The 26952-nt window shown below is 70.3% G+C and carries 24 protein-coding genes; 3 read left to right on the plus strand and 21 right to left on the minus strand.

Translation table 11 applies throughout. The features are described from left to right. Nucleotides 1-227 precede the first annotated feature (227 nt). Nucleotides 228-2300 carry an alpha-galactosidase gene (locus OHT77_RS07450; RefSeq protein WP_328827234.1) on the minus strand — a complete coding sequence of 691 codons (2073 nt, stop codon included), beginning with the start codon at nucleotides 2298-2300 and terminating at the stop codon, nucleotides 228-230. A 170-nt stretch (nucleotides 2301-2470) separates the two neighbouring features. Between OHT77_RS07450 and OHT77_RS07455 the strand changes: the two genes are divergently transcribed. Further along, nucleotides 2471-3268: a tyrosine-protein phosphatase gene (locus OHT77_RS07455; protein WP_266766517.1), complete on the plus strand. Its 798-nt coding sequence runs from the start codon at nucleotides 2471-2473 to the stop codon at nucleotides 3266-3268. A 45-nt stretch (nucleotides 3269-3313) separates the two neighbouring features. Here the strand turns inward: OHT77_RS07455 and OHT77_RS07460 are convergent, their stop codons facing one another. The 20 genes from OHT77_RS07460 to OHT77_RS07550 form a co-directional block, all read right to left on the minus strand. Beyond that, nucleotides 3314-3439: a DUF6126 family protein gene (locus tag OHT77_RS07460; RefSeq protein WP_266766518.1), complete on the minus strand. Its 126-nt coding sequence runs from the start codon at nucleotides 3437-3439 to the stop codon at nucleotides 3314-3316. After that, nucleotides 3436-4068, minus strand: coding sequence for a helix-turn-helix domain-containing protein (locus tag OHT77_RS07465; protein ID WP_328827235.1), 633 nt, complete (start codon nucleotides 4066-4068; stop codon nucleotides 3436-3438). Before OHT77_RS07465 ends, OHT77_RS07460 begins: the two co-directional genes overlap by 4 nt. A gap of 60 nt (nucleotides 4069-4128) precedes the next feature. Next, nucleotides 4129-5514 (minus strand): aspartate aminotransferase family protein, encoded by a 1386-nt coding sequence (locus OHT77_RS07470; protein WP_328827236.1) that lies wholly within the window; start codon nucleotides 5512-5514, stop codon nucleotides 4129-4131. After that, on the minus strand, nucleotides 5511-7418 hold the full coding sequence (gene dxs / locus OHT77_RS07475; RefSeq protein ID WP_328827238.1) for a 1-deoxy-D-xylulose-5-phosphate synthase: 1908 nt from the start codon (nucleotides 7416-7418) through the stop codon (nucleotides 5511-5513). Before dxs ends, OHT77_RS07470 begins: the two co-directional genes overlap by 4 nt. Before the next feature lie 26 nt (nucleotides 7419-7444). Continuing rightward, entirely contained in the window at nucleotides 7445-8602 is a 1158-nt protein-coding gene (ispG, locus tag OHT77_RS07480) for a flavodoxin-dependent (E)-4-hydroxy-3-methylbut-2-enyl-diphosphate synthase (RefSeq protein ID WP_266766522.1), read from the minus strand. 4 nt (nucleotides 8603-8606) lie between these two features. Continuing rightward, nucleotides 8607-9629, minus strand: coding sequence for an adenosyl-hopene transferase HpnH (hpnH, locus tag OHT77_RS07485; RefSeq protein WP_266766523.1), 1023 nt, complete (start codon nucleotides 9627-9629; stop codon nucleotides 8607-8609). A gap of 5 nt (nucleotides 9630-9634) precedes the next feature. Then, nucleotides 9635-10276: a phosphorylase family protein gene (locus OHT77_RS07490; protein ID WP_328827239.1), complete on the minus strand. Its 642-nt coding sequence runs from the start codon at nucleotides 10274-10276 to the stop codon at nucleotides 9635-9637. Then, nucleotides 10276-12282, minus strand: a complete 2007-nt coding sequence (shc, locus tag OHT77_RS07495) for a squalene--hopene cyclase (protein ID WP_328827241.1) — start codon at nucleotides 12280-12282, stop codon at nucleotides 10276-10278. The genes OHT77_RS07490 and shc overlap by 1 nt, the downstream gene beginning before the upstream one ends. Nucleotides 12283-12392: 110 nt before the next feature. Continuing rightward, nucleotides 12393-13523, minus strand: coding sequence for a polyprenyl synthetase family protein (locus OHT77_RS07500; RefSeq protein WP_328827242.1), 1131 nt, complete (start codon nucleotides 13521-13523; stop codon nucleotides 12393-12395). Beyond that, nucleotides 13523-14953 (minus strand): hydroxysqualene dehydroxylase HpnE, encoded by a 1431-nt coding sequence (hpnE, locus tag OHT77_RS07505; protein WP_328827243.1) that lies wholly within the window; start codon nucleotides 14951-14953, stop codon nucleotides 13523-13525. Before hpnE ends, OHT77_RS07500 begins: the two co-directional genes overlap by 1 nt. Beyond that, nucleotides 14950-15090, minus strand: a complete 141-nt coding sequence (locus OHT77_RS44995) for a DUF6380 family protein (protein WP_390917633.1) — start codon at nucleotides 15088-15090, stop codon at nucleotides 14950-14952. The genes hpnE and OHT77_RS44995 overlap by 4 nt, the downstream gene beginning before the upstream one ends. Further along, a complete protein-coding gene (hpnD, locus tag OHT77_RS07510) occupies nucleotides 15090-16040 on the minus strand; it encodes a presqualene diphosphate synthase HpnD (RefSeq protein WP_266766528.1) in 951 nt (316 codons plus the stop codon). The genes OHT77_RS44995 and hpnD overlap by 1 nt, the downstream gene beginning before the upstream one ends. After that, the gene (hpnC, locus tag OHT77_RS07515; RefSeq protein WP_405881241.1) at nucleotides 16037-16969 is read right to left on the minus strand and encodes a squalene synthase HpnC; all 933 of its coding nucleotides are present in this window, start codon (nucleotides 16967-16969) and stop codon (nucleotides 16037-16039) included. Before hpnC ends, hpnD begins: the two co-directional genes overlap by 4 nt. Nucleotides 16970-17326: 357 nt before the next feature. After that, nucleotides 17327-18133 carry an ABC transporter ATP-binding protein gene (locus OHT77_RS07520; RefSeq protein ID WP_390917635.1) on the minus strand — a complete coding sequence of 269 codons (807 nt, stop codon included), beginning with the start codon at nucleotides 18131-18133 and terminating at the stop codon, nucleotides 17327-17329. Further along, complete coding sequence (locus OHT77_RS07525; RefSeq protein WP_328827246.1) at nucleotides 18126-19055, minus strand: ABC transporter permease; 930 nt, start codon at nucleotides 19053-19055, stop codon at nucleotides 18126-18128. Before OHT77_RS07525 ends, OHT77_RS07520 begins: the two co-directional genes overlap by 8 nt. A gap of 151 nt (nucleotides 19056-19206) precedes the next feature. Continuing rightward, a complete protein-coding gene (locus tag OHT77_RS07530) occupies nucleotides 19207-20079 on the minus strand; it encodes a glycosyltransferase family 2 protein (protein ID WP_328834184.1) in 873 nt (290 codons plus the stop codon). 5 nt (nucleotides 20080-20084) lie between these two features. Beyond that, nucleotides 20085-20864: a CDP-alcohol phosphatidyltransferase family protein gene (locus OHT77_RS07535; RefSeq protein ID WP_328827247.1), complete on the minus strand. Its 780-nt coding sequence runs from the start codon at nucleotides 20862-20864 to the stop codon at nucleotides 20085-20087. After that, the gene (locus tag OHT77_RS07540) at nucleotides 20842-21903 is read right to left on the minus strand and encodes an iron-containing alcohol dehydrogenase family protein (RefSeq protein WP_328827248.1); all 1062 of its coding nucleotides are present in this window, start codon (nucleotides 21901-21903) and stop codon (nucleotides 20842-20844) included. The genes OHT77_RS07535 and OHT77_RS07540 overlap by 23 nt, the downstream gene beginning before the upstream one ends. After that, complete coding sequence (locus tag OHT77_RS07545) at nucleotides 21891-22643, minus strand: phosphocholine cytidylyltransferase family protein (RefSeq protein WP_328827249.1); 753 nt, start codon at nucleotides 22641-22643, stop codon at nucleotides 21891-21893. The genes OHT77_RS07540 and OHT77_RS07545 overlap by 13 nt, the downstream gene beginning before the upstream one ends. Then, nucleotides 22640-24424, minus strand: coding sequence for a DUF5941 domain-containing protein (locus OHT77_RS07550; RefSeq protein ID WP_328827250.1), 1785 nt, complete (start codon nucleotides 24422-24424; stop codon nucleotides 22640-22642). The genes OHT77_RS07545 and OHT77_RS07550 overlap by 4 nt, the downstream gene beginning before the upstream one ends. 277 nt (nucleotides 24425-24701) lie before the next feature. Between OHT77_RS07550 and galE the strand changes: the two genes are divergently transcribed. Together galE and OHT77_RS07560 are read left to right on the plus strand one after the other, a co-directional pair. Then, nucleotides 24702-25673, plus strand: coding sequence for a UDP-glucose 4-epimerase GalE (galE, locus tag OHT77_RS07555; RefSeq protein WP_328827251.1), 972 nt, complete (start codon nucleotides 24702-24704; stop codon nucleotides 25671-25673). A 136-nt stretch (nucleotides 25674-25809) separates the two neighbouring features. Beyond that, nucleotides 25810-26748, plus strand: coding sequence for a cation diffusion facilitator family transporter (locus tag OHT77_RS07560; RefSeq protein WP_328827253.1), 939 nt, complete (start codon nucleotides 25810-25812; stop codon nucleotides 26746-26748). Nucleotides 26749-26952: the final 204 nt, after the last annotated feature.

A 26952-nucleotide genomic window follows, 5' to 3' on the forward strand; every position in this document is an offset into this window, starting at 1 on the left:
GGAGGTTCCACGGATTTGCGTTTCTTGTGATCCCTTGTGGGAATTCACAGTCACCCTCCGTGAATTCCCCCAGGACCCTGCCCTTCAATTCCCCTGTAAAAGCACGTCAATTACGTGAACATGACGAACGACGCACGGTCACGAATATGACGCTGCTCACGTACGCGACTCTCAGGTTCCTTTATTCCAGAGCGAGTTGGACGAAGGCTGCAATTGGGACAGAAGGATCAGATGCGACGCAGCCGGAGAACCATCGCATCCAGGTCACCGCGCAGCCCGGTCGGCAGTCCGTGGTGCAACAGCACGGCCCCTCGGTGCACTTCGCCCGTTTCGAGGCATTCGTACGACACTGTCGGGTCGAGTCCGCGCAGCCTGAGCGCCGGGAGGGGCTCGCCGTAGTGCTGCGCCTGGAGGAGGGCGAGGACGACGGTCTCGTCGCCGCGGACGTACTGCACGGCGCTGAGTCCACCGGTCGGCGGGCGCAGGCGGTACAGGTCGCCGTGCTGCACGAGGGGCCGGATCTCCTTGTAGAGGTCCACCCAGCGGCGGGCCTCGGCGAGCTCCTCCTCGGTCCACTCCGAGAGGTCGCCGCCCACGCCGAGCACACCGGCCATGGCGCTCACGAACCGGAAGCGCAGGCTGCTGACCCGGCCGTTGAGCTGGGTGTTGGGGCTGTCGGTGACCCAGGCGGCCATCACGCGCGCGGGGTGGATCTGGCTGAAGCCGTACTGGATGGCGAGCCGGTCCAGCGGGTCGGTGTTGTCCGAGGTCCACACCTGGTCCGTGCGGCTCATGATGCCGAGGTCGATCCGGCCGCCGCCGCCCGAGCAGGACTCGAAGGCGACGCCCGGGTGGGCCTCCCGCAACCGGTCCAACAGGCCGTACAGGGCGCGCACATGATCCACCCAGAGGCGCTGCGGGTAGGCCTCGCCCGGCCAGCCCGCGTCGGTGAAGCAGCGGTTGAAGTCCCACTTCACGTAGTCGATCGGGGCGCTGGAGAGGAGCCCGTCGAGCTGCTCCCACAGGTACTCCTGGACGTCCTCGCGGGCGAGGTTCAGGACGAGCTGGTTGCGGAACTCCGTCCGCTTCCGTCCTTCCTGGTACTGCACCCAGTCGGGGTGCGCGCGGTACAGGTCGCTGTCCGCGTTGACCATCTCGGGCTCGACCCAGATGCCGAACCGCATGCCCAGGGCGTGCACACGGTCGGCGAGGGGCTTGAGCCCTGCCGGGAAGCGGTCCGGGTTGGGCGTCCAGTCGCCGAGCCCGGCGCGGTCGCTGGTGCGGGCGCCGAACCAGCCGTCGTCCACCACGAACAGCTCGACCCCGACCGCCGCCGCCCGCCGCGCGAGCACCTCCTGCTGGTCCTCGGAGATGTCGAACTGGGTGGCCTCCCAGGAGTTGTAGAGCACCGGCCGGTCCTGGTCCGCGTCCGGGATGACGTACGTCCGCTGGTACGTGTGCCAGGTGCGGCTCGCGCCGCCGTGGCCGGTGTCGCTCCACAGGCCGGCGAAGACCGGGGTCGTGAAGGACTCCCCCGGCGCCAGGAGCAGCAGCCCGGAGTCGTCGTACCCGGCGCCGCCGGTGATCTGCACGCGCGCGTCCGGGAGTTGGGCCACGGCGAGCCGCCAGGACCCCGACCAGCCGAGGGCGCAGCCGTACACCTCGCCGCGCTCCTCGGTCGCGTCGGTGTCGAGGGCGACCCAGGGGAGGTGCTGGTGTCCGGTGTGGCCGCGGCGGCTGCCGATGACCTTCTCACCGTAGGTGAGGTCGGAGCGCACCAGCCGGGACTCGGCGGCCCACCGGCCGTGCAGCTGGGACAGCCGCCAGCCCTCGCGCTCGGGCAGCGTCCAGGTCGCGGAGTCCGCACGCAGCAGCTCCAGGGGCGCGGCCCCGTCGTTGCCGAGGGTCGTCCAGCGCTCTACGACGTCACCGCGCGTCCGGTAGTGCAGCGTGATCGCAAGGCCGCCGTCCCGGAAGCGCAGCCGCAGCTCGTCGCCCTCGGTGTCGTACCGCTCGAAGGTCCATTCCGTGCCGCGGCGCTCGGGCGTGCGCACGGAGAGGGCGGGGCGGGCGAAGCGGGGGCCACCCTCGACGGGGTACTCCTCGCGGCCGTCGAGCCGCGACTCGAAGGAGGAGGCGCCGGGCAGCGGCCGGGCCGCCAGTTCCTCGGCGTCGGCGAGTGCGATCGCGGGGCCCCAGTGCAGGTGGAGCAGCTCGTCCTGCTCGGTGAGATGGACGGCATAGCTGCTCGTCGGGCCCGACAGCACCCACGTACGGCCGTTCTCGGCGATCTCCAACATCAAGCCCCTCACAGATTCGAACAAGTCCGCTCAAGCACCAACATCATCAACGGCACGGGGCCTGCGAGGCAACGCCTGTGGACAACTCATTGCCTGGGGAACCCATGTCGTATCGTCGAGAACGTGCCCGCCGGTGAGCCGCGTCGTCGGGCCGAGTGGGAGGAGTCCTCGTGACGCAGCAGATTCCGTCGACCGAGCCGGAGTTGTCCGGAGTGCGCAATTTCCGGGACGTGGGCGGACTTCCGACGGTGGACGGACGCCGGGTGCGGCACGGGGTGCTGTTCCGCAGCGGCCACCTCGCGCACGCGACCGACGAGGACGCCGCGTTCCTCGGCTCGCTGGGCCTGCACACGATCTTCGACTTCCGTAACGCGTCGGACCAGAAGCTGGAGGGTCCCGACGTCGAGCTGCCGGGTGTGCGCAATGTGAATCTGCCGCTGAGCGACCCGGCGGACGGCTCCGAGTTCTGGAAGATGGTCCGCGACGGCGAGATGGAGCAGCTGCGCGAGATCCTCGGCGACGGCAAGGGCGCCGCCCGCATGGTCGCGTCGTACCGGACGATCATCAAGGAGCGCACCGCCGAGCACTCCCAGGTGCTGCGCTCCCTCGCGGACGACAGCGTCCCCGCGCTGATGCACTGCGCGGCGGGCAAGGACCGCGCGGGTCTGTCGATAGCCGTGACGCTGCTCGCCCTCGGCGTGGAGCGCGAGGCGATCGTGACCGACTACCTGGAGTCGAACGCGAAGCACCGTCGCTACAAGGTGCGCCGCAGCAGTTCCTCCGCCTCGGCCTACTCCCCCGAGGTGATGGAGCTCCTCAGCCCCCTCTTCGACGCCCGCGCCGAATATCTGACGGCGGCCTTCGAGACCGTCGAGGAGACCTGGGGCAGCGTGGACGCCTACCTGGAACAGGGGCTCGGGATCACCCCGGAGATCCGGGAGCGGCTGCGCGAGCGCCTGCTCGACTGAACCGGCCGAGGCTACCGGCCCGGCTCAACAGGCCGCCGTCGCGGGCTACTTGGCGCCCACGGAGAACAGCAGGTAGATGAAGGCCGCGAAGAGGTGGCCGACGGCGATGTAGATGATGAGCCGGATCCACAGGGCGCGCGGGAACTTGTCCTCGATGTTGTTGCCGCTCATGACGTCTCTCCGGTGATCGGGCCCAGGCACAGGGTGGCCGTGGGGCTCTGCAGCAGGGTGTGGACGAACAGGACCTCGACGCCGTCCTCGTCGGCGGCGGCGAGGCGGTGCGGGGTCAGCGAGTCGAAGTGGGCGCTGTCGCCCGGCGCGAGGATGTGCGCGGTGTCGCCGAGCCGCAGCCGCAGTCGGCCGGTGAGGACGTAGAGCCACTCCTCGCCGGGGTGCACGCGCACGATGTCGCCCTGGGAGCCGTGCGGGATGCGGACGCGCAGCGACTGCATCCCGCGGCCGGGGGCCCCGGCCTGCCAGTAGGTCCAGCCGCCCGCGCGGGTCGGTTCCATGTCGGCGGCGCGGACGACGGAGTCCCGGTCGGTGGCCGTCTCGCCGAGCAGATCCGAGACTGTCGTACCGTAGATGCGGGCGAGCGCGAGCAGCATCGGCAGCGAGGGCTGGCGCTGCCCGGTCTCCAGACGGGAGAGATGGGCGGGCGAGAGCCCGGCGGAGCGGGCGGCGGCCTCCAGGGTGAGGGAGGCGCGGCGGCGCAGCGCGCGGAGCTGTGGTGCGACGGTGGCCGGCAGGTCTTCGGCCGGCCCTGCCGACGGTTCCGGCCCGGTCTCGGAGGAGCTCATGTCCTCCATTCAGCCGGACTTTTGCCCCTGCGGCAAATTTCTTGCCTCAGGGGCAAAAACCTAGCGGTTGGCCACCGCCTGCTTCACCAGTGTCTTGCTGAAGTCCCACATCAGCCCGCCACCACTGTGCGCGTCGTCCATCACGGCGGTGAACGCGTCTACGAACCGGTCCACCTCACGCTCGCCGATGATCAGCGGCGGGATCAGCTTGATGACCTCCAGGTGGTCGCCGGAGACCTGGGTGAGGATCCGGTGCCGCTGGAGCAGCGGTACGACCACCATCTGCGCGAACAGGCCCTTGCGCGCGGCCTGCAGCATGGTCCAACGGCTGCGCAGCTTCAGGGACTTGGGCCTGCCGAACTCGATGCCGATCATCAGGCCCCGGCCGCGGACATCCGCGAGCAGTTCGTACTTGTCGACCAGCGCGGCGAGCCGGGACCTCAACTGGTCCCCGGTGGCACGGGCGTTGGCGACGACCTGCTCGTTCTCCATGACGGACAGCACGGCGAGGCCGGCCGCCATGGCCTGGGCGTTGGCCCCGAAGCTCGCCGAGTGGACCAGCACCCGGTCCATGGACGAGTAGACCTTCTTGAAGATCCAGTCCTTGCCGAGGGTGGCACCGACCGGCACATAGCCGCCGGAGAGCGCCTTGGCCACGCACACCAAGTCAGGCTCCACGCCCTCCTCGTGCTGGTAGGCGTAGAAGTCGCCGGTGCGCCCGAGGCCGGTCTGCACCTCGTCGGCGATGAGCAACGCCTTGTGCTGGTGCAGGAGTTCCTGCGCGGCGCGCAGATAGCCGGGCGGCGCCTCGTGGACGCCCTTGCCCTGGATCGGCTCGACGACGAGCGCGGCGACGTCGCCCTTCTTCAACTCCCGTGCCAGGGCGTCGAGATCGCCGAGCGGCAGGGCCGTGTCGGGCAGCAGCGGGGCGAAGCCGTCGCGGAAGCCGTCCTCGCCGTTGACCGAGAGCGAGCCGGTGGTGAGGCCGTGGAAGGCGTGGTCGCAGTAGAGGACGCGGGGTTTCCCGGTGGCGTAGCGGGCGAACTTGAGCGCGGTCTCGACCGCCTCCGTGCCGCTGTTGCCGAAGAACACCCGGTCCAGGTGCGGGCTGTGGGTGAGGAGTTGCTCGGCGAGCAGGCCGGGCAGCGGCTGGCAGTCGAAGCGGGTGAGGTCGGCGAGCTGGGCGTCGAGGACGTCGTGCACCGCCTTGCGGACGACGGGGTGGTGGCGGCCCAGGCCCATCACCCCGAACCCGGCGAGCATGTCGAGGTAGTCGTTGCCTTCGGCGTCCCAGAAGTAGGCGCCCTCGCCCCGCTCGTAGACCTTGTCGAAGCCGATGGTGTGGAGCATGCGCGGGAGCTGGTGGTTGAGGTACTTGGCGTGCAGCTCGTAGCGCTCGGCTCCGCGCTCGGCCAGCAGCGCGGTGAGGTCGAACTCCTTGGTCATTCGGGTTTCTCCTTGGCTGTGCCGGCGTTCGTGTCCTTGACCGCCAGGCTTGCGCTGATCCGTCCGGCGACCTCGACGGGTGTGAGGCCGATGTCGGCGAGCAGCTCCCCGCGTTTGGCGTGCGCGAGGAACTGCTCCGGGATGCCGAACCGCCGTACGGGGACGTCGACTTCGGCGTCCCCGAGCGCCAGCGCCACGGCGGCGCCGACGCCGGAGGCGCGGCTGTTGTCCTCCACGACGGCGACGAGGCGGTGCTCGGCGGCGAGGCCGGGGAGCGCCGGGTCGACGGGCTTGACCCAACGGGGGTCCACGACCGTGCAGTTGATGCCCCGCGCCTCGAGGAGTTCGGCGGCCTGGAGGCAGACGGGCGCCATCACACCGACGGCGACGAGCAGCACATCGGGGGTCTGCGTGGCGCGGTGCAGGACGTCGAGGCCGCCCACCCGGTCGATGGCGGGGATCTCCGGTCCGACCGACTCCTTCGGGAAGCGGACGAGGGTCGGCGCGTCGTCGACGGCGACCGCTTCCCGTAGCTGGGCCCGGAGTTGGGCGGCGTCACGCGGGGCGGCGATGCGGAGCCCCGGCACGACCTGGAGGATGGACATGTCCCACATGCCGTTGTGCGACGCGCCGTCGACTCCCGTGACCCCGGCGCGGTCCAGGACGAACGTGACCCCGCAGCGGTGCAGCGCCACGTCCATCAGGAGCTGGTCGAAGGCCCGGTTGAGGAACGTGGCGTAGACGGCGACGACGGGATGCAGGCCGCCGGTCGCCAGGCCCGCCGCCGAGACCGCCGCGTGCTGCTCGGCGATGCCCACGTCCCAGACCCGGTCGGGGAACCTCGCGGCGAACTTGCCGAGGCCGACCGGGTGCAGCATGGCCGCCGTGATGGCCACGACGTCGTCGCGTTCCTCCCCGATGCGCAGGATCTCGTCGCCGAACACGCTGGTCCAGGAAGGTCCGTTGGAGGGGGCGAGGGGCGCGCAGGTGAGGGGGTCCATCACGCCGACGGTGTGGAAGTGGTCCTCCTCGTGGGCGAGGGCGGGTTCGTAGCCGCGGCCCTTCTCCGTGAGGCAGTGCACGAGGACCGGGCCGTGGAAGCGTTTCGCGCGGCGCAGCGCGGACTCGACGGCGCCGATGTCGTGTCCGTCGATCGGGCCGACGTACTTGAGGCCGAGGTCCTCGAACATGCCCTGCGGGGCGAACGCGTCCTTGAAGCCCTTCTTCGCGCCGTGCAGCGACTCGTAGATGGTGTTGCCGACGACCGGGGTGCGCAGCAGGACGCGCTTGCCCCAGGCGAGGACCTGTTCGTAGCTGTCGGTGGTGCGCAGGGTGGCCAGGTGGTTGGCGAGGCCGCCGATGGTGGGCGCGTACGAGCGCTCGTTGTCGTTGACGACGATGATCAGCGGCCGGTCCTTGGCGGCGGCGATGTTGTTCAGCGCCTCCCAGGCCATGCCGCCGGTCAGCGCGCCGTCGCCGATGACCGCGACGACATGGCCCTTCTCGCCCTGCACCTGGCGGGCCTTGGCGAGGCCGTCGGCCCAGCCGAGCGCGGTGGAGGCGTGGCTGTTCTCGATGACGTCGTGCTCGGACTCCTCGCGCGAGGGGTAGCCGGACAGGCCGCCCTTGCCGCGCAGTTTCGAGAAGTCCTGACGCCCCGTCAGCATCTTGTGCACATAGCTCTGGTGGCCGGTGTCCCACAGGATGCGGTCGGCCGGGGACTCGAAGACGCGGTGCAGCGCGATGGTCAACTCCACCACGCCCAGGTTGGGTCCGAGGTGACCACCGGTCCTGGCCACCGCGTGGACCAGGAACTCCCTTATTTCTTCGGACAGTTCGCCGAGTTCCGCCTCGGACAGCGACTTCAGGTCGCGTGGTTGACGGATGCTCTCCAGGATCGTCACGTCGGGCCCCCTTCGGTCCGTGCTGTTCAGCTCACGGTGACGGCCGGCTCCCCCGCCGCGACGCCGTCCTGCTCCATCTGTTCGGCGATCTTCATCGCCTCCTCGATGAGGGTCTCCACGATCTTCGACTCGGGCACGGTCTTGACGACCTCGCCCTTGACGAAGATCTGACCCTTGCCGTTGCCGGAGGCGACCCCGAGGTCCGCCTCCCGCGCCTCACCGGGGCCGTTGACGACGCAGCCCATGACCGCGACGCGCAACGGCACCTCCATGCCCTCAAGACCCGCCGTGACCTCGTCGGCGAGCTTGTAGACGTCCACCTGGGCCCGCCCGCAGGACGGGCACGACACGATCTCCAGCCGCCGGGGCTTGAGGTTCAGCGACTCCAGGATCTGGAGGCCGACCTTGACCTCCTCGACCGGCGGGGCGGACAGCGACACCCGGATGGTGTCGCCGATGCCCTCGCTGAGCAGCGCCCCGAAGGCCACCGCCGACTTGATCGTGCCCTGGAAGGCGGGACCGGCCTCGGTGACCCCGAGGTGCAGCGGATAGTCGCTCTGCGCGGCCAGCTGCCGGTAGGCGTTGACCATCACCACGGGGTCGTTGTGCTTGACGGAGATCTTGATGTCGCGGAAGCCGTGCTCCTCGAAGAGGGACGCCTCCCACAGGGCCGACTCGACGAGCGCCTCGGGCGTCGCCTTGCCGTACTTCTGCAGCAGACGACGGTCCAGGGAACCGGCGTTGACCCCGATCCGGATCGGCGTGCCGTGGTCCTTCGCGGCGCGCGCGATCTCCTTGACCTTGTCGTCGAACTGCTTGATGTTGCCGGGGTTCACGCGAACCGCCGCACACCCGGCCTCGATCGCGGCGAACACGTACTTGGGCTGGAAGTGGATGTCGGCGATCACCGGGATCTGGGACTTGCGGGCGATGGTCGCCAGCGCGTCCGCGTCGTCCTGCGTGGGGCAGGCGACGCGGACGATCTGGCAGCCGGACGCGGTGAGTTCGGCGATCTGTTGGAGGGTGGCGCCGATGTCCGACGTACGCGTCGTCGTCATCGACTGGACCGAGACGGGGGCCCCGCCCCCGACCGCCACCGGCCCGACCTGGATCTGCCGCGACACACGTCGCGGGGCGATCGGCCGGACCGGCATCTCGGGGACGCCCAGGGACACTGCGGTCATGGCGTCAGTCGCGGTTTCCGGCGACGGTCTCGCGCATGGCCCGCAGGGACTCCTTGAGGGAGCCCATGGTGGCGAGGACGGCGGTGGGCTCGTAGCCGCAGTGCGCCATGCAGTTGGCGCAGCGCGGGTCCTTGCCGCGGCCGTACTTGTCCCAGTCGGTGTCCTCGATCAGCTCCCGGTACGTCGGGACGTACCCGTCGCTCATCAGGTAGCAGGGGCGCTGCCAGCCGAAGAGGGAGTAGTTCGGGATCGCCCAGGCCGTGCACGGGAAGTCGACCTTGCCCTCCAGGAAGTCCAGGAAGAGCGGCGAGTGGTTCAGCCGCCACTTGCGCCGGTTGCCGCCCGCGAAGGCCTTCTTGAACAGCTCGTGGGTCTGCGCGACACCCAGGAAGTGCTCCTGGTCGGGCGCCTTCTCGTAGGCGTAGGCGGGCGAGATCATCATCTCGTCGACCTTGATGTCGTCGTTGAGGAAGTTGAGCACCTCGATGATGGTCTGCGGGGTGTCCGTGTTGAAGAAGGTCGAGTTCGTGGTGACCCGGAAGCCGCGCTTCTTGGCCTCCTTCATCGCCTCCACGGCCTCGTCGAACACACCCTCCTTCGCGACGGACTCGTCGTGCCGCTCACGCAGCCCGTCGATGTGCACCGCGAACGCGAAATACGGCGACGGCGTGAACTTGTCCAGCTTCTTGCGCAGCAGCATCGCGTTGGTGCAGAGGAAGACGTATTTCTTCTTCGCCACCAACTGCCGCACGATCTCGTCGATCTGAGGGTGCATCAGGGGCTCACCGCCCGCGATGGACACCATCGGCGCACCGGACTCGAGCACCGCCCCGACGGCCTGCGCCACCGGCATGCGCTGCTTGAGCACACCCGCCGGGTGCTGGATCTTGCCGCAGCCCTCGCACTTCAGGTTGCATGCGAAGAGAGGTTCCAGCTCCACGATCAGGGGGAACTTGTCCCTCTTGCGAAGCTTCTGTTCGGCCAAATATGTAGCGACCTTGATGGACTGGCGCAGCGGCATGGCCATCTGGCTCACCTCCGGGGGAGCAGCAAAGAACGGTGCCATTCGAAAAAAGCGGGAAGAACGGATCGAAGAACGCGGAAAGCCGATATTCCACCGCGCACCGTGCCGATCCGGACGAGTTCATGTTCAGGAGCGTCCACGACCACCCGTACGGCCGCAACCGGGCGCGCGCCCGTACGCACGGCGCTCAGCAGCGTGGCCGCCGACTCCATGTCGACCGCGATCGCGCCGGTCGCGAGCAGATCCGACCGTTCCTGTCCGCGGACGATGTGATCGGAGCCGGTCAGGGGGCCGGTGTGGACGGCACGTCCGGGCAGCGCCCGGACGAGCTCCTTGACGAGCAGATCGGTACCGACGCACGGAACGGTTCCGCGCGCCTCCCTGGTCTCCTCGGCGACCACGAGGTCGCCGGGGTGCATACCGGGGGCGAGTCCGGCGCAGAAACCCGTGGCCAGTACGGCGGCCTCGGCCAGCGCCGGGTCGGCGAGGCGCCGGGAGACGGCCTCCTCGGCGGCCTGTGGTCCCATCCCCGTCCTGAGGAAGGTGACCGGCCCGCCGGCGCCGGAGCGGTCGCCTGCGCGCAGGGCGAGGTGCTCGATGCCGAGCGCGCAGGCGATCAGCAGCGGCGGTCCGGCGGACTGTGAGCTCATCAGCCCCCCTTGGCCGGGGAGAACGTGGGCTGGGAGAACGGTTCTCCATGGACGAAACGGCCGAGCGCGGTGAGCGGGAAGACCTGCCGGTAGAGGTGGTAGTTGATGGAGAAGTCCCACGGGAAACCCGTGCCGGTGAAGTAGGGCTCGTCCCAGGACCCGTCCTCCCGCTGGGTCGTCGCGAGCCACTCCACACCGCGCTCCACCGCCTTGGAGTCCCGCTCCCCCGCCGCGAGCAGGGCCATCAGCGCCCAGGCCGTCTGTGAGGCGGTCGAGGCGCCCCGGCCGCTCCACTCCTTGGCGTACTTGTAGGAGCGCAGGTCCTCGCCCCAGCCGCCGTCGTCGTTCTGCACGGTCTCCAGCCAGGTGACCGCGCGCCGGATCGCCGGGTGCGAGCCGGGGATCCCGGCCGCGGCGAGCGCCGGTACGACGGACCCGGTGCCGTAGACGTAGTTGACGCCCCAGCGGCCGAACCACGAGCCGTCCGCCTCCTGTTCGGCGAGCAGCCACTCGATGCCGCGCCGGGTGCGCGGGTCGTGGGCGAGGCCCTCGACGGCGAGCATCTCGACGACGTGCGCGGTGACGTCCGCCGACGGCGGGTCGATCACCTCGCCGAAGTCGCAGAACGGCAGCCGGTTGGGGAACGGGCTGGTGTTGTCGACGTCGAAGGCGCCCCAGCCGCCGTTCTTCGACTGCATGCCGAGGTTCCAGCGGACCGCGCGTCCGGCGGCCCGGTCGAGGCGCTCCGGGTCGTGATGTCTGACCCGGCGCAGTGCGAGCACCACCTCGGCGGTGTCGTCGATGTCGGGGTAGTTGTCGTTGTGGAACTCGAACGCCCAGCCGCCCGGCGGCAGTTGGGGCCGTTTGACCGCCCAGTCGCCGGGGCGGACGATCTCCTCCCCGAGCATCCAGTCGGCGGCCTTGACCAGTTGGGGGTGGTCGGCGGGCACGCCCGCGTCGGCGAGCGCGATGGTGGCGAGGCAGGTGTCCCACACCGGGGACTGGCAGGCCTCGATCATCCGGGCCCCGTCCTCGCGCCAGACGGCGAACCGGTCCAGCGACTCAAGTCCCGCGCGCATCACGGGGTGTTCGAGGTCGTAGCCGAGCAGGTGCAGGGCGATCACCGAGTACACGGCGGGCGGCTGGATGCCGCCCCAGCAGCCGTCGTTCTCCTGGCGCTCGATGATCCAGCGGGCCGCCGCGTTCATCGCGGACCGGCGCAGCTTGCGCGGGGCGACCTTGCGGTAGAGGTGCAGCGCCTTGTCGATCCGCTGGAAGGCGCCGTCCCAACTGGCCACCGGGGCAAGGGGTTTGACGGGGTTCGGATTGTCCGGGTCGGTGTGGAGTTCGTCGAGCGGGAAGGGCGCCGGGCGTACCGGCCGCTTCGCGGAGACGACCGTGAGCGGCACGATGGTCTGCCGGGCCCAGCATCCGAAGTCGTAGATGTTGAGCGGCACCCAGGTCGGGAAGTACAGGAGTTCCGGCGGGAGTTCGGGCAGGTCGTCCCATTTCCACCAGCCGAACAGGGCGAGCCAGATCCGGGTGAAGACGCGGGCCGAGGCGATCCCGCCCCGCTCCCTCACCCACGCCGACGCCTTCGCCATGTGCGGGGCGTCCGGCGCGTCACCGGCCAGCCGCAGGGCGACGTAGGCCTCGATGGTGGTGGAGAGTTCACCGGGTCCGCCGTAGAAGCTCGCCCAGGTGCCGTCCTCGCGCTGTTCGCCGCGGATGAAGAGTGCGGCGGCCTGGGTCGTCGACTCCTCGCGGATGCCCAGGAACTGACGGAGCAGCAGATCCTCGGCGTCCATCGTGACGTTGGTCTCGAGGTCGCCCTTCCACCAGCCCTGCGCGTCCTGCTGGGAGAGGAGGAAGTCGGTGGCGCGTTGTACGGCGTGTGCGGCGGCGTCGTGCACCCCGGCCGCCACGGGGGTGTTGATGTCGGTTTCGCTGGCCGCGGCAACACGGGGAGGCATGGCCCCGGTGCTTCCGTCGGTCGTCGCTGTCATGGCTTCCCCTTCGTGCAGTGGCATGTCTCTGCTGGGTCCGCCGTCGGCCGGTGCTCGTTCGTTCGCAGCACCGGCCGGCGACTACGCGAGGGCTATTCGACCGATAGTGATCATCTCTTTCGTACGACGACGAAGTCGGCGAGCGCCGTGAACCGTGCCCGAACCCGGTCGGGCATGTCGATGGCGTCGAGGACCTCGATGGCGATGGTGTGCTGACGGCGTGCCTCTTCGGCGGTCCACTCGCGGCCGCCGGCCTCCTCGATGAGCGCGGCGCGGGCCGCGAACTCCTCCTCGGAGAAGTTCTCGAAGTCGCTGCTCTTGGCGTCGGCGGCGAGGATCTCGCCCAGCCGGTCCGAGGCGGGTCCGCCCGCCGCGAGCGCCGCCACCACGGGCAGGGACTTCTTGCGCTGGCGCAGATCGCTCCAGGTCTGCTTCCCGGTGGCCTCCGGGTCGCCCCAGATGCCGAGGAGGTCGTCGACGGCCTGGAAGGCCAGGCCGAGGTGGTAGCCGTACTTCTCCAGGACGTCGGCGGTGCGGTCGTCCGCGCCGCCGAGCACGGCCCCGATGGAGGAGGCGCAGGCGAGCAGGGCGCCGGTCTTGTTGCCCTCCATCTCCAGGCACTCCTCGACGCTGACGCGGTCGCGGTGCTCGTAGGAGATGTCCTGCGCCTGGCCGTCGATGAGGGCGCGGGTCGCGGTGGTGAGACGGCGGGTGGCGCGGCCGGCCTCGACGGTGCCGAGCTCCAGCAGGACCTCGTTGGCCAGCGCGAAGAGGGCGTCGCCGACGAGGATGGCCTGGGCGGGGCCGTGCACCTTCCAGACGGTGTCGCGGTGGCGCCGCTGCTCGTCGCCGTCCATCAGGTCGTCGTGCAGCAGCGAGAAGTTGTGGATCAGCTCGACGGCGACGGCGCCGGGGATGCCGGTCTCCGGCGCGGCGCCGGTGACCTCGGCGGAGAGCACGGCGAGCGCGGGGCGTACGGCCTTGCCGCCGTCGCCTGCCGCCGGGTTGCCCTCGGCGTCGATCCAGCCGAAGTGGTAGGCGGCGACGGTGTCCATGGGGGGAGCCAGCCGGTCCACTGCAGCCCGCAGCACCGGTGTGGCAAGGGTCCGGCCGCGCTCCAGGAGCGCGGACACGTCCACCGCGTCGGCAGCCGTCTCGGCCGGGGGCACAGTGGGCACAGTCTCTCCTCTTGTCGCGCTACCGAAGGTGCGGGGGTCGCCTGCCGCCTGCTGATCGAGCATCACGCCGCCTCCTCGAACTCGAAGAGATGGCGGGGGCGGGGCCGGCCCAGGGCGGCGAGGGCGGCGTCCGCCGCGCTCACCCCACTGCGGACCGCACTCTCCATGGTCGCGGGCCACCCTGTGGCGGTCCACGCTCCGGCCAGGTACAGGCCGGGGGCCTTGGTGCGGGCGCCGGGCCGCAGCCGTCCGACGCCGGGGGCGGGAGCGAACGTCGCCGTGCGCTCCCTGGTCACGAAGAAGTCCTTCACCTCGGCGCCGCGCGCACCGGGCAGCAGCCGCTCCAGTTCGGGGAGGTAGCGCTCCCGCAGCGCCGCCACGGGCTCGTCGATCTCGTCGTGCACGGCGGACTGGGACAGCGCCAGGTACTGGCCGTCCTTCAGCCCGGACGCGTCGGTCCGGTCGAACACCCACTGCACCGGGGTGCCCAGCGCCGCGAAGAACGGGCGGGCGAGCACCTTGCGGTCGTAGACGACATGGACGTTCAGGATCGGCGCGGTGTCGATGGCGAGCAGTCGCCCGGGGTCGTCGAGGGCGCCGTCGGGGAGCAGTTCGTGGGCCTCGCGCTGCGGTACGGCGAGCACGACGCTGTCGGCCTCGATCGTCTCGCCGGGGCACTGAACGCTCCAGCGTCCGTTCCCGTCTGTAGAGATGGAGGTGACGCGTGTACGGACTTCGGTGCGCACGCCCGCGGAGTCGAGCGCCTTGCGGGCGAGCCGGTCGTGCAGTTCGCCCAGCGGGACGTGTGCCCAGCCGATGTCGGCCGCGCCCGGGTCGGAGAGCAGACCGGTCTTGAACACCATCGCGGCCAGGGCGAGCGAGGAGTCGCCCGCGACCGCGTTGAGGGTGGCGACCCCGACCAGGTCCCACAGTGCCTCGACGGCACGCGCCGACTGACCGTGCGCGGTCAGCCAGCTGCCGAAGTTCTGCGCGTCCAGGGCCGGATCGGCCAGATCGAGCCCTTTGAGCGCGAGCGCGGCACGTCCTACTCTGGCGCGCTCCGCGAGCGAGAGATGCGGGTACGTCGCGAGGCTGCGCCCGAGATGCAGCGGCACGGGCAGCGCGTCGCGCCGGAGTCTGCCGAGCCGGCGTCCCTCGGGGCGGTTCACGTGGAGTACGGGCACGTCGAGACGATCCTGCAGCGGAGCGAGCGCCGCGCCCTCGATGCGGTCGAGGAACCAGCGGTAGGCGGTGCAGCAGCGCAGGTAGACATGCTGGCCGTTGTCGACGGTCAGCTCGCCGCGCTGGAAGGAGAAGGCGAGTCCGCCGAGGCGCGGGCGGCCTTCGAGCAGGGTGACGCGGACTCCGGCGTCGGCCAGCGCGAGCGCGGTGGTGATGCCGGCGAGTCCGCCGCCGACGACGACGGCATGCCGGCCGGCCTGTCCCGTCGCCGGATCGGCGGGCAGCCCGTCGGCCCGCGTCCCGTCGCTCATCGTGCACTCCCCCCTGCGCGCCCGCCGGGGCACTCGAACCAGCCACGGCGGACCGTTGCAGTCAGGGACGCCGCACCGCACCGGAGGGTTGCCTGCCGCATTTCTCCGGTGACATCACCTTGGCCCACTTTGTCCATCAGGCGCGCCTCCTGAGCGTCCTCCGCGAGACGTGCCGGGCGTCCAGGCCGGACAGGCCGCGCACCGCGACGTAGGCCTTCTCGCGGCCGGGCAGGGAGACGCGGCCGCGCAGGACGGCCTCCGGCTCGCGCTCGATGCGGTCCAGCAGGCGGCGGTAGATGCCGGCCATGGCGGCGACGCAGGCGCCGCTGCGGCGGTCGAGCATGGGGAGCAGCCGGTAGCCCTCGGCGAAAAGAGTGCGGGCCCGTCGCACCTCGAAGTGGACGAGACCCGCGAAGTCGGAGCCCTCGGGTGGCGTCGGCCCGTCGAACCCGGCCGAGCAGCCGAATTTCGCGAGGTCGTCGGCGGGCAGATAGGTCCGGCCGCCCTCGGCGTCCTCGCGGACGTCTCTGAGGATGTTGGTGAGCTGGAGCGCGAGCCCCAGCGTGTCGGCGTACTCCGGGGCGCGCTCGACCCCGCGCGCGCCGGGCTCCGTGCCGAACACGCCGAGCGAGAGCCGCCCGATCGCGCCCGCGACACACCGGCAGTAGACCTTCAGGTCGTCCCACGTCTCGTAGGTCTCGCCGCGTACGTCCATCAGGACGCCGTCGATCAGCTCGTCCAGGCCGTCCAGCGGGACCGGGAAGGCCTCGGCCGTGTGCGCGAGGGCGACCGCGACCGGGTCGGTGTCGTCCTCCTCGACCTTGCCCTCGCGGACCCGGGTGAGCAGCGCCCGGGTGTCCTCCAGGCGCGCCGCCTTCACCTCGGTCTCCAGCGTGCCGTCGCCGATGTCGTCGACACGCCGGGAGAACGCGTACAGCGCGGACATGGCCCGACGCTTGGGCGTCGGGAGCAGTCTGATGCCGTAGGCGAAGTTCCGTGCCTGTTGTCCGGTGACGGCCTCGCAGTAGCTGTAGGCGGCGAGTACCGGCGCGGACATGTGCGGTGCAGACTCCACGGTCCGGATCACCCCTCTCCTCGCAGAGTCACGCCCGCCTCACGCAGCAACTGGATCTTGCCGGGCTTCGGCGGGCCGGGAAGTACGTCGTATTCGGCGGCGACGATCGCCCGGATCGCCGCCCTCCCCCCCGCCACGAACCCCGCGAGCAGCAGCTTCAATCTGCCGTGGACGCTACCCACCAGGGGGGCGCCTTCATTCAGGAGATCGCGGGCGCGTTCTGCTTCGTATGCAACCAGTGCGCGCACCGATGCGCCCGCGGAGGGCGTGGCGAGATCCGCTTCCTGGACGTGAAAGCGCTTCATGTCCTGGGCGGGCAGGTAGATGCGGTCGCGGCCGAGGTCCTCGGTCACGTCCTGCAGGTGTTCGACGATCTGAAGTGCGGTACAGATCGCGTCGGACAGCCGGACCCGCTCGGGGGTCTCGGTGCCGGTGACGCCGAGGACCAGGCGGCCGACGGGGTTGGCGGACAGCTCGCAGTAGGCGAGGAGGTCGTCGTAGGTCTCGTAGCGCGTGACGAGCTGGTCCTGGCGGTTCGCGGCGATCAGGCCGAGGAAGGGCTCGGGGGTCAGCGCGCGGCGGCGGACGGTCGGCTGGAGGCGGCGCAGCAGGGGGTGGCTCGGGGTGCCGTCGAAGACGCGGTGGAGGTCGGCCTCGAAGGCGTCGAGGAGGACCAGGCGGTCCTCGGCCTCCGCGGGTGCAACGCCGAGCAGGCGGGCGTCGGCGCCGCCGGGGGCCAGATCGCCGTCGCCGATGTCGTCGACGAGACGGGCGAATCCGTACACCGCCATGAGATCGGTGCGCCAGGCTTTGGGCAGGAAGAAAGGCGCCACGGGGAAGTTCTCACCCGCGGCTTTGTCGAGTGTGCCGCGCTCCGGATCGCCGGTGCCGGCAATGCCGCTTCCCGTCACCGCTCGCTGCCAGGGGCGGGGACGGCACATGCTTCGGTGAGCTGGGGAGTTTCCGTAGCCATTGCCGTCACATCTCCCGTTCTACACTGCCGACCCAATACACACTATTTCGGACACGCCGCCCGGTCGTCCGCACGGATACCCGAAGAAGGGTGTCGCGCATTATCGCCCCACTTGCCGCTATTCGGCACCGGTACAGCTTACGTTGTACAACGCAGCGAGCTTCCTCGGGGTGTCCTGCACATCACAACAACACACCGATTGGCGTCAAGATTCCTTGGGCGAGGCCGAGTTGACGTTTCCTTTGCAGACGCAGGGCCCCGCCGGAGCAGTTCCGGCGGGGCCCTGGGAAGCGTTATGGGCTTTTGCGGCCCCTATGCGAGCGCACTACTTGCCCGTGAACTTCTCGTACTCCTTGAGAACCTCGTCGGTCGGACCGTCCATCCGGAGTTCGCCGCGTTCCAGCCACAGCACACGGTCGCAGGTGTCGCGGATCGACTTGTTGTTGTGACTGACGAGAAACACCGTGCCCGCGGACTTCCTCAGTTCACGGATGCGCGCCTCGGAGCGGACCTGGAACTTGCGGTCACCGGTGGCCAGCGCCTCGTCGATCATCAGGACGTCGTGGTCCTTGGCGGCGGCGATGGAGAAACGCAGCCGGGCCGCCATGCCGGAGGAGTACGTGCGCATCGGGAGGGTGATGAAGTCGCCCTTCTCGTTGATGCCGGAGAAGTCGACGATCTCCTGGTAGCGCTCCCTGACCTGCTCGCGGGACATGCCCATGGCGAGACCGCCCAGGATGACGTTCCGCTCGCCGGTCAGGTCGTTCATCAGGGCCGCGTTCACGCCCAGCAGGGAGGGCTGGCCGTTGGTGTAGACCCTGCCCTTCTCGGCCGGGAGGAGGCCCGCGATGGCACGCAGCAGGGTCGACTTGCCGGAGCCGTTCGACCCGATCAGGCCGACGGCCTCGCCCCGGTAGGCGACGAAGGAGACGCCCTTGACGGCGTGCACCTTGCGCACCCCGCGCTCCTCGCCGCGCTTGACTATGCGGCTGAGGGCCGACGTGGCGCTGCCCTTGCCGGTCTTGGCGCCGTGCACGCGGTAGACGATGTGCAGCTCGTCCGCGACGACGGTCGGGATCAGGTCCCCCGGGTTCCGGTCCGCCAGGTTCTGCTCGATGCTCTGCTCAGCCACGGCCGTACCTCTCCTCCGCCTTCCAGAAGTACACGAAGCCGCCGACGAAGAGGACCACGGCCCAGAAGGTGGCGATGGCCCACACGTGCGGCGGCAGGTTCGACGCGCCGTAGCCGTCGATGAGCGCGAAGCGCATCAGGTCCATGTAGATGGCCGCCGGGTTCACCTGGAGCAGGCGGACGAACACCTCGGAGCGGCCCTCCATCATCTTGCTGATGGAGAACATGACGCCCGACGTGTACATCCAGGTGCGCAGGATGAACGGCATCAGCTGGGCGAGGTCCGGGGTCTTGGCGCCCATCCGCGCGACGATCAGCGCGAGCCCGGTGTTGAACAGGAACTGCAGCAGCAGGACCGGGAGGATCAGCAGCCAGGACAGGCTCGGGTAGCTGCCGAAGCCGATGACGATGATGAACAGCACGGTCATCGAGAACAGCAGCTGCTGGAGCTGCTGGAGCGCGAAGGAGATCGGCAGCGAGGCGCGCGGGAAGTGCAGCGCGCGCACCAGGCCGAGGTTCCCGGAGATCGCCCGCACGCCCGCCATGATCGAGCTCTGCGTGAAGGTGAACACGAACACGCCCGTGACCAGGAACGGGATGTACACGTCCCGGGACATGCCCCGGGACGCCTTCAGGATGACGCCGAAGATGAAGAAGTACACGGCCGCGTTCAGCAGCGGAGTGGCCACCTGCCAGAGCTGCCCGAGCTTCGCCTGGCTGTACTGGGCCGTCAGCTTCGCCTGGGAGAAGGCCAGGACGAAGTGCCGGCGTCCCCAGAGCTGCCGGATGTACTCGACGAGTCCGGGGCGGGCACCGCTCACGGTCAGCCCGTACTTGGCGGCGAGCTGTGCCGCCGTGAGGCCTGCGTCGGGCGACGGGCGCGGGCTCACCGCGATTCCGCCGTCATGCGTTGTCTCACTCAAGAGTGGAAGCCCTCATCTTTGGATGCGTCTTACGATCGTCTTGCGTTCGTCTTACGGAATTGTGCTACAGAACGCGACACGTATCCGACGAGGGATACGGTCCGGGGGGCGTGCGCGTGCCGAGCACGCGGTCGGGCGCCCGCCGAGCGTGTCAGATCACGGGAGGACGGCCCAGCCGGGTCAGCCGCCACACCGTACGCCAGCTGATGGGCCGGCGCGGCCCGCACGGAGTGGTCCAGCCCTCCTTGAACCCGCCGAACCAGGCCTGCAGCGCCGGGCGCGAGGGGCGGCGCAGGAGCGTGAGCAGCAGCCATACCCCGAGGTAGACGGGGACGAGGAGCGCGGGGAGGTTGCGGCGGGCCAGCCAGACCCGGTTGCGGGCGACCATGCGGTGGTAGACCGCGTGCCGCGAGGGCGCGGTGGTCGGGTGGAACAGCACCATGTCCGCCCGGTAGTCGATCATCCAGCCCGCGTCGAGGGCCCGCCAGGCGAGGTCGGTCTCCTCATGGGCGTAGAAGAACTCGTCCGGGAGGCCGCCGACCTCGGCGAAGACCTTCGTGCGGACGGCGTTGGCGCCGCCGAGGAAGGTGGTGACCCGGGAGGAGCGCATCGGGTCGGAGGCGCGCAGGCGCGGGACGTGCCGGCGCTGGGTGACGCCCGTCTCCGGGTCGGCGATGCGGAAGCTGATGATGCCGAGGCGGGGGTCGGCGGCGAAGGCCTCCCGGCACAGCTCGGCGGTGTCGTGCTGGGCGAGGAGCCCGTCGTCGTCGAGGAACATCACTATGTCGACATCGCGACCGGCGGGCCCGAAGGCCTCCAGGCCGACGTTGCGGCCGCCGGGGATGCCGAGGTTCTCGGGCAGCTCTATGGTCCGGACGCCCTCGGGGACGTCGGGGACGGGCGAGCCGTTGCCGACGACGACCGCCTCGACCCGGTCGCCGTCCTGCTTGGCGACCGAGTCGAGCAACGCCCGCAGTTCGTCGGGGCGGTTGCCCATGGTGATGATCACCGCGCCGACCTTCATGCCGCTCACTTCAGCCTGCTCGACGCGAGGATCGACACCAGGTGCAGCAGGGTCTGCAGCAGCGCGATGCCGGCCAGTAAGGCGACACCGAGCCGCGAGAAGTACAGGTCGCCGCGGACCTGGTCGACGATCGCGAGGACCAGGATCAGCAGGGTCGCCTCGATGCCGAGGATGAGCCGGTGGAACTTGAAGGCGGCGGCGGCCCGGCGGGCCAGCGCCATCCCGGAGGAGCGCATCTCGGCCGCGGCCTCCTGGACGGGAGCCTTGCCGGTCTGGTGGCGGGCCACCCCGACCAGGTCGGTCTCGGCCTTGATCAGGATCGCGCCGAGCGCGGCGAGCGTCCCGAGGAACGCCCACAGCCAGTCGATACGGCCGCTGCCGAACAGGTCGGCCGCGCGCAGCCCGAAGCCCACCAGCACGGCGGCGTCGGTCAGATAGGCGCCGACCCGGTCGAGGTAGACCCCGGCGAGCGAGTACTGCTTGCGCCAGCGGGCGATCTCGCCGTCGACGCAGTCCAGCAGGAGGTACATCTGGACGCACACCACGCCCAGCACCGCGCCCGTGATCCCCGGCACCAGCAGCGCCGGGGCGGCGAGCACGCCGAAGACGGTCATCAGGTACGTGAGCTGGTTGGGCGAGACCCTGGTGTTCACCAGGTAGCGGTCGACCCGCAGAGACACCTCACGCATGTAGAGGCGTCCCATCCAGTGCTCACCGCTGCGCCGGTCCTTCACCCCTGCGGGGTGGACGACGGGACGGAGTTCAGCTACCGATGGCCTTGACATAGTCGGCGTAGATGTCCTTGATCTGGTCGGTTTTCAGGTCGAGGTGTTCGAGGATGGTGTAGCGCCCGGGGCGGGTCTCCGGAGCGAACTCCACGGCGCGGACGAACTCGTCCACCGTGAAGCCGATCTCCTCCGGCAGGACCGGCAGTCCGTGCCGGCGCAGCACCTCGGCCATGTGGGCCGATTCCTCGTGGGCCCCGCGGAGGTACATCGCGAAGGCCGCGCCCAGTCCGCACTGCTCGCCGTGTGCGGCAGCGCGTTTGGGGAAGAGCAGGTCGAAGGCGTGGTTGATCTCGTGGCAGGCGCCGGAGGCCGGACGGGAGTCGCCGGAGATCGACATGGCGACACCGGTGAGGACCAGCGCCTCGGCGAGCACCTGGAGGAAGGCGTTGTCGCCGACCCCGCCGGGGTGCCGCAGCACGGCCTCGCCGGCCTGCCGGGCCATGGCCGCGGCGAGTCCGTCGATCTTCTCGCCCTTGACGCGGTTGGCCAGTTCCCAGTCCGCGATCGCGGAGATGTTGGAGATCGCGTCCCCGATGCCCGCCCGCACGAAGCGGACCGGTGCCTCGCGGATCACGTCGAGGTCGATCACCACGGCGATCGGGTTGGGCACGCCGTAGGAGCCGCGGCCCGCGTCGTTGTCGAGGGTGGCGACCGGCGAGCACAGGCCGTCGTGCGCGAGGTTCGTCGGTACGGCGACCAGGGGCAGGCCGACGCGTGCCGCGGCGAACTTGGCGCAGTCGATGATCTTGCCGCCGCCGAGGCCCACGACCGCGTCGTAGTGACCGGCCTTCATGTCGCCGGCCAGCCGGATCGCGTCGTCCAGGGTGCCGCCGCCGACCTCGTACCAGGTGGCGCCGGGCAGGCTCGGCTCCAGGCGCGCGCGCAGCCGGGCACCCGAGCCGCCGCTGACGGCGATCGCGAGCCGGCCGGAATGCGAGATGCGCTGGTCGGCGAGGACGCAGGCCAGGTCGTCGAGGGCACCCGGGCGGATGTCGACGACGACGGGCGAGGGGATCAGCCTGGTCAGTACAGGCACGCGATCTCCCGCCCCTTGGCCAGATCCTCGTGGTTGTCGATCTCGACCCACTTGACGTCGCCGATCGGGGCGACGTCGATCCGGAAGCCGCGGTTGACCAGTTCCTGGTAGCCGTGCTCGTAGAACTGCTGGGGGTCGGTCTCCCACACGGTCTTGAGCGCGTCGGCCAGGTCGGCGGTGGCGTCGCCCTCGATGAGGGTGACGCCGATGTACTCGCCGGTCGCCTCGGCCGGGTCCATCAGCTTGGTGATCTTCGTCATGCCCTTGGCGGGGTCGACGACGACCTTCATCTCCTCGTCCGCAAGGGACTTGACGGTGTCCAGCGCGAGGATGATCTTCTTGCCGTCGCCGCGCGCGGCCAGCAGCGTGCGCTCGACGGAGACCGGGTGGACGGTGTCGCCGTTGGCGAGGATCACGCCGTCCTTGAGGGCGTCACGTCCGCACCAGAGGGAGTAGGCGTTGTTCCACTCCTCGGCCTTGTCGTTGTCGATGAGGGTGAGCTTGAGGCCGTACTTCGCCTCGAGGGCCGCCTTGCGCTCGTAGACGGCTTCCTTGCGGTAGCCGACGATGATCGCGACCTCGGTCAGACCGATCTCGGCGAAGTTGCCGAGGGTGAGGTCCAGGACCGTCGGTTCGCCCTCTATGCCCGCGGGGCCCACCGGCACCAGAGCCTTGGGAAGGCTGTCGGTGTAGGGGCGCAGACGCCGTCCGGCGCCGGCCGCCAGCACGAGGCCGATCATGCGGGTTCTCCTTCATCGTGTACGGCGGGCGCCCCTGCGGACACCCAGAAGCGGATGCTCTCGAAGAGCACCAGCAGGGCCACGGCCACGGCGAGGACCGTGAGCGCGACCGTGAACTGCGACGCGGTGAGTGCGGCGGCGAGAACGGTGACGAGCAGCGTCCGCCCCTCGTGCCCCCCGATGGCGCGCACCAGCCAGGCCGGGGACGCCCCGGCGTTGCCGCGGATGCGGTACACCGTGTCGTAGTGATGGTAGGCGACGGCGGCCACCAGGCCGAAAGCCGCCGGAAGCGCTCCGTTCACCTCCGCTTCAGCCGCGAGGATCAGCACGGTGCAGTACTCGGCGGCCCGGAAGACCGGGGGCACCAGCCAGTCGAGGGTGCCCTTGAGGGGGCGGGAGAGCGCCTGACCGGCGGCGACGGCGTAGACCAGGGCGCCCGCCACGGGGGCCCAGGTGACGCCGGAGAAGAGGGACGCGACGAGGACCGCGGTGCCGACGAGCGCGAGGAGGAGCGGCGCACCGAGGCGGCCGGGGTTCACGCGGGCCACGAACGACGCCAGCGGCCCGTTGTCCGCGAGGTCAGCCAGCGCCTGGGCCGCGCGGTCCGTGCGCCGTGCCTTGCGGGTCAGGGAGCGCAGCACCCGGCCGGCCGTCGTGTACGTCGCGGCGAAGGCGCAGCCGACGAGGAGAACGTAGAAGGTGATGCGGGGGGTCGTCGCGGCCGTGAGGACGGCGATCATCGCCCATCGTTCGCCGATGGGCAGGACTATCATCCGGCGCACCCAGACCGTCCAGCCGACGCTGTCGAGCTTGTCGGAGAGGGCGGCGGTGGGGCTGGTGTTGGCGGTGGCGTCGTGGTTGGCCTCGTTGAAGGAGAAGTCCACGACGTGCCGGCAGGTCTGCAGGATCATCGCGCCGAGCGCGAGCGCCCAGACGTCGTCGCCGCCCCGGGCCGCGCCCAGGGCGAGGCCCGCGTAGTAGGCGTACTCCTTGGCGCGGTCGAAGGTGGCGTCGAGCCAGGCGCCGAGCGTCGAGTACTTCAGGGCGTAGCGGGCGATCTGGCCGTCGACGCAGTCCAGGACGAAGGACGCGATCAGCAGGACGCCGGCCGCGACGAACCCGGGCCGGGTGCCGGTGGCCGCGCAGGCCGCCGCGATCAGCGCGGTGAGCAGGGACGCGGTGGTGACCTGGTTCGGGGTGAGGCCGCGGCGGGCGCACCAGCGGGCGATGTAACGGGAGTACGGGCTGATGAAGTGCGTGGTGAAGAAGCCGTCGCGGGACTTCACGGCCGACTTCAGGCGTACGGCCTCGTCGTCGACGGCGGCGACGGCCTGGCGTGCCTCGTTGCGGGCCTGCGGGTCGGTGGGGACCGTGGCGACGAGGCTGCCCAGCTCGGGGCGGTGCACGTCGCAGCCGTCGGCGTCGAGGGCGGTGACGACGCGGTCGGCGAGGTCGTCGAGGAGGGCCGTGCCGCCGCCGGCCGAGTGCTCGCGGGCGACCGCGCGGGTCAGCGCCTGACGGCCGCCGGGCTGTGCGGTGACGGCGCCCGGTACCGCGGCGAGCGGGAAGCGGGGGTCGGTGAGGCCGAGGCGCAACGCGTGCAGGTGGCCGACGAAGCGGGCGTCCACGACGGCGACGCGCCGGTCACCGGGGACGGCCGCGAGGAGCGTCTCCGCCTCGGTGGTGTCGGCGGCGGTCCGGACGTCGAAGCCGAGCGACCTCAGATCGGCCTCGATCGACGATCCGGGGACCGGCTGACCGGTGAGGATGGCGGTCGACAACCGAACTCACTCCCTGGGTGCCGACGCTCGGGCGCCGGTCATGTGCATGGTGGTGGCGCCCATCGGGTGACACCCGGGCGGCATGTCGGCAGAGGCTATCGGATGCTCTCAAGCCCGTGTTCACCGGCCGTTCATGGCCTGATCAACAGGGTCTGCAGGCGCCTCCGCCGAGATCATCATCAGGGATTCGGGGCCCGGCCGACAAACCGCACCTGCCAGACCGGGCATCGCGGGACATAGCGGAGGCCCTCTCCGTATCGGCATAGGGTGAATGCCCATGACATGGCTGATCACCGGCGGAGCCGGATACATCGGGGCGCATGTGGCACGGGCGATGGCGGGCGCCGGAGAACGTGTCGTCGCCCTGGACGACCTCTCGGCGGGAAACTCCACACGCCTTCCTACGACCGTCCCGCTCGTCCACGGTTCCTCCCTCGACGGCGACCTCCTGAAGCACGTGTTCGCCGAGCACGGGGTGACGGGGGTCGTGCACCTCGCGGCACGCAAGCAGGTCGCCGAGTCGGTGGCACGGCCGACGTACTACTACCGCGAGAACGTGGGCGGCCTGGCGACCCTCCTCGACGCGGTCGCCGAGGCCGGCATCCGGCGGTTCGTGTTCTCGTCCTCGGCGGCGGTCTACGGCGACCCGGGCACGGACCTGATCACCGAGGACACCCCGTGCGCGCCGGTGAACCCCTACGGCGAGACCAAGCTCACCGGCGAGTGGCTGGTCCGGGCGGCGGGCGCGGCGCACGGCATCGACACGGTGTGCCTGCGCTACTTCAACGTGGCGGGGGCGGCGGCGCCTGAACTGGCCGACACCGGGGTCTTCAACATCGTCCCCATGGTCTTCGACCGGCTCACCCGCGACGAGGCCCCGCGGATCTTCGGCGACGACTATCCGACCCCGGACGGCACCTGCATCCGCGACTACATCCACGTGGCCGATCTCGCCGAGGCCCACTTGGCGGCGGCCCGGCGTCTGGCCGACGGGGGCGCGGGCGGCGACCTGACGGTCAACATCGGCCGCGGGGAAGGGGTTTCGGTCCGCGAGCTGGTCACGGTGATCGGCGAGGTCACCGGGGACCGGCGCCCTGCCCTCGTGGAGGGACGGCGTCCCGGTGACGCCCCGCGCGCGGTCGCGTCCGCCGGGCGGGCCGCCGCAGAGCTGGGGTGGACTGCTCGGCGTGGGGTGCGGGAGATGGTCGACTCCGCGTGGCGCGGGTGGCAGTTGCACCACGGCCGCTGATGTCCGCACTACCCTGACCTGCGGTTCGTTTGCGCAGGTCAGGGCACATGACAACGGTGTTCAGTGCCGCGTTGCCCGATACCCCCCACCCGTAGTTCACTGTGATCCGGAGCAGTAATCAGGAGGGCGGCTTCCCATGGGGGCAGGGCACGACCACGGGCATTCTCACGGTGCTCCCGTCACCGGTACGGCGGCGGCCGCGTACCGAGGCCGGCTGCGTGTCGCGCTGGGGATCACGATCACCGTGATGGTGGTCGAGGTCGTCGGCGGACTGCTCGCGGACTCCCTCGCGCTCATCGCGGACGCGGCCCACATGGCGACGGACGCCCTGGGCCTCGGCATGGCGCTCCTCGCGATCCACTTCGCGAACCGCCCGGCGACCGGCAACCGCACCTTCGGCTACGCCCGCGCGGAGATCCTGGCCGCGCTCGCCAACTGCCTGCTGCTGCTCGGCGTCGGCGGCTACGTCCTGTACGAGGCGATCCAGCGGTTCCTCACGCCCGCCGACACCGAGGGCGGGCTGACCATCGTGTTCGGCCTGATCGGCCTGGTCGCGAACATGATCTCCCTCACGCTGCTGGTCCGCGGCCAGAAGGAGAGCCTGAACGTGCGGGGCGCGTTCCTGGAGGTCGCCGCGGACGCGCTGGGCTCCCTCGCGGTGATCATCGCGGCCGTGGTGATCCTGACCACGGGCTGGCAGGCCGCCGACCCGATCGCCTCCCTCGTCATCGGCCTGATGATCGTGCCCCGCACCCTGAAGCTGCTGCGCGAGACCCTGGACGTCCTTTTGGAGTCGGCTCCCAAGGACGTCGACATGCAGGACGTGCGCTCGCACATCCTGGCGCTGGACGGCGTCGAGGACGTCCACGACCTGCACGCGTGGACGATCACCTCGGGCATGCCGGTGCTGTCCGCGCACGTCGTCGTCCGCTCGGACGTGCTGAACGCCATCGGCAACGAGAAGATGCTCCACGAACTCCAGGGCTGCCTCGGCGACCACTTCGACGTGGAGCACTGCACCTTCCAACTGGAGCCCCGCGGCCACGCGGAGCACGAGGCGAAGCTCTGCCACTGACACCCGCGCGCTGCTCGTCCGGGACCCCGAGCTGACAGGATCCGACCGGTTCCGACGGAGTGCGCCCGCCTGGCGCACACCCCTGTCCGTACTGCCTCGGACCGACCCCCGGACGGTTCTCCTGTCGCCGCGCCGGGCACGATGAACTGCCGGGAGTGCCTGATTCGTACGGCAGACTTGGCTCGAGGACCGATGTGAAGGATG

The sequence above is a fragment of the Streptomyces sp. NBC_00252 genome (genome assembly GCF_036187565.1).
Lineage (GTDB): Bacteria > Actinomycetota > Actinomycetes > Streptomycetales > Streptomycetaceae > Streptomyces.

Coding starts and splice junctions, on each gene's coding strand:
- OHT77_RS07460 (WP_266766518.1), bottom strand. CDS start 3,439: ATGAGCGGCAACAACATCGAGGACAAGTTCCCGCGCGCCCTGTGGATC.
- OHT77_RS07530 (WP_328834184.1), bottom strand. CDS start 20,079: ATGAAGGTCGGCGCGGTGATCATCACCATGGGCAACCGCCCCGACGAA.
- hpnC (WP_405881241.1), bottom strand. CDS start 16,969: ATGTGCCGTCCCCGCCCCTGGCAGCGAGCGGTGACGGGAAGCGGCATT.
- OHT77_RS07560 (WP_328827253.1), top strand. CDS start 25,810: ATGGGGGCAGGGCACGACCACGGGCATTCTCACGGTGCTCCCGTCACC.
- shc (WP_328827241.1), bottom strand. CDS start 12,282: ATGACAGCGACGACCGACGGAAGCACCGGGGCCATGCCTCCCCGTGTT.
- OHT77_RS07500 (WP_328827242.1), bottom strand. CDS start 13,523: ATGCTCGATCAGCAGGCGGCAGGCGACCCCCGCACCTTCGGTAGCGCG.
- OHT77_RS44995 (WP_390917633.1), bottom strand. CDS start 15,090: ATGGACAAAGTGGGCCAAGGTGATGTCACCGGAGAAATGCGGCAGGCA.
- OHT77_RS07535 (WP_328827247.1), bottom strand. CDS start 20,864: ATGTCAAGGCCATCGGTAGCTGAACTCCGTCCCGTCGTCCACCCCGCA.
- OHT77_RS07470 (WP_328827236.1), bottom strand. CDS start 5,514: ATGACCAAGGAGTTCGACCTCACCGCGCTGCTGGCCGAGCGCGGAGCC.
- galE (WP_328827251.1), top strand. CDS start 24,702: ATGACATGGCTGATCACCGGCGGAGCCGGATACATCGGGGCGCATGTG.
- OHT77_RS07490 (WP_328827239.1), bottom strand. CDS start 10,276: ATGAGCTCACAGTCCGCCGGACCGCCGCTGCTGATCGCCTGCGCGCTC.
- OHT77_RS07465 (WP_328827235.1), bottom strand. CDS start 4,068: ATGAGCTCCTCCGAGACCGGGCCGGAACCGTCGGCAGGGCCGGCCGAA.
- hpnH (WP_266766523.1), bottom strand. CDS start 9,629: ATGGCCATGCCGCTGCGCCAGTCCATCAAGGTCGCTACATATTTGGCC.
- OHT77_RS07450 (WP_328827234.1), bottom strand. CDS start 2,300: ATGTTGGAGATCGCCGAGAACGGCCGTACGTGGGTGCTGTCGGGCCCG.
- hpnE (WP_328827243.1), bottom strand. CDS start 14,953: ATGAGCGACGGGACGCGGGCCGACGGGCTGCCCGCCGATCCGGCGACG.
- ispG (WP_266766522.1), bottom strand. CDS start 8,602: ATGACCGCAGTGTCCCTGGGCGTCCCCGAGATGCCGGTCCGGCCGATC.
- OHT77_RS07545 (WP_328827249.1), bottom strand. CDS start 22,643: ATGATCGGCCTCGTGCTGGCGGCCGGCGCCGGACGGCGTCTGCGCCCC.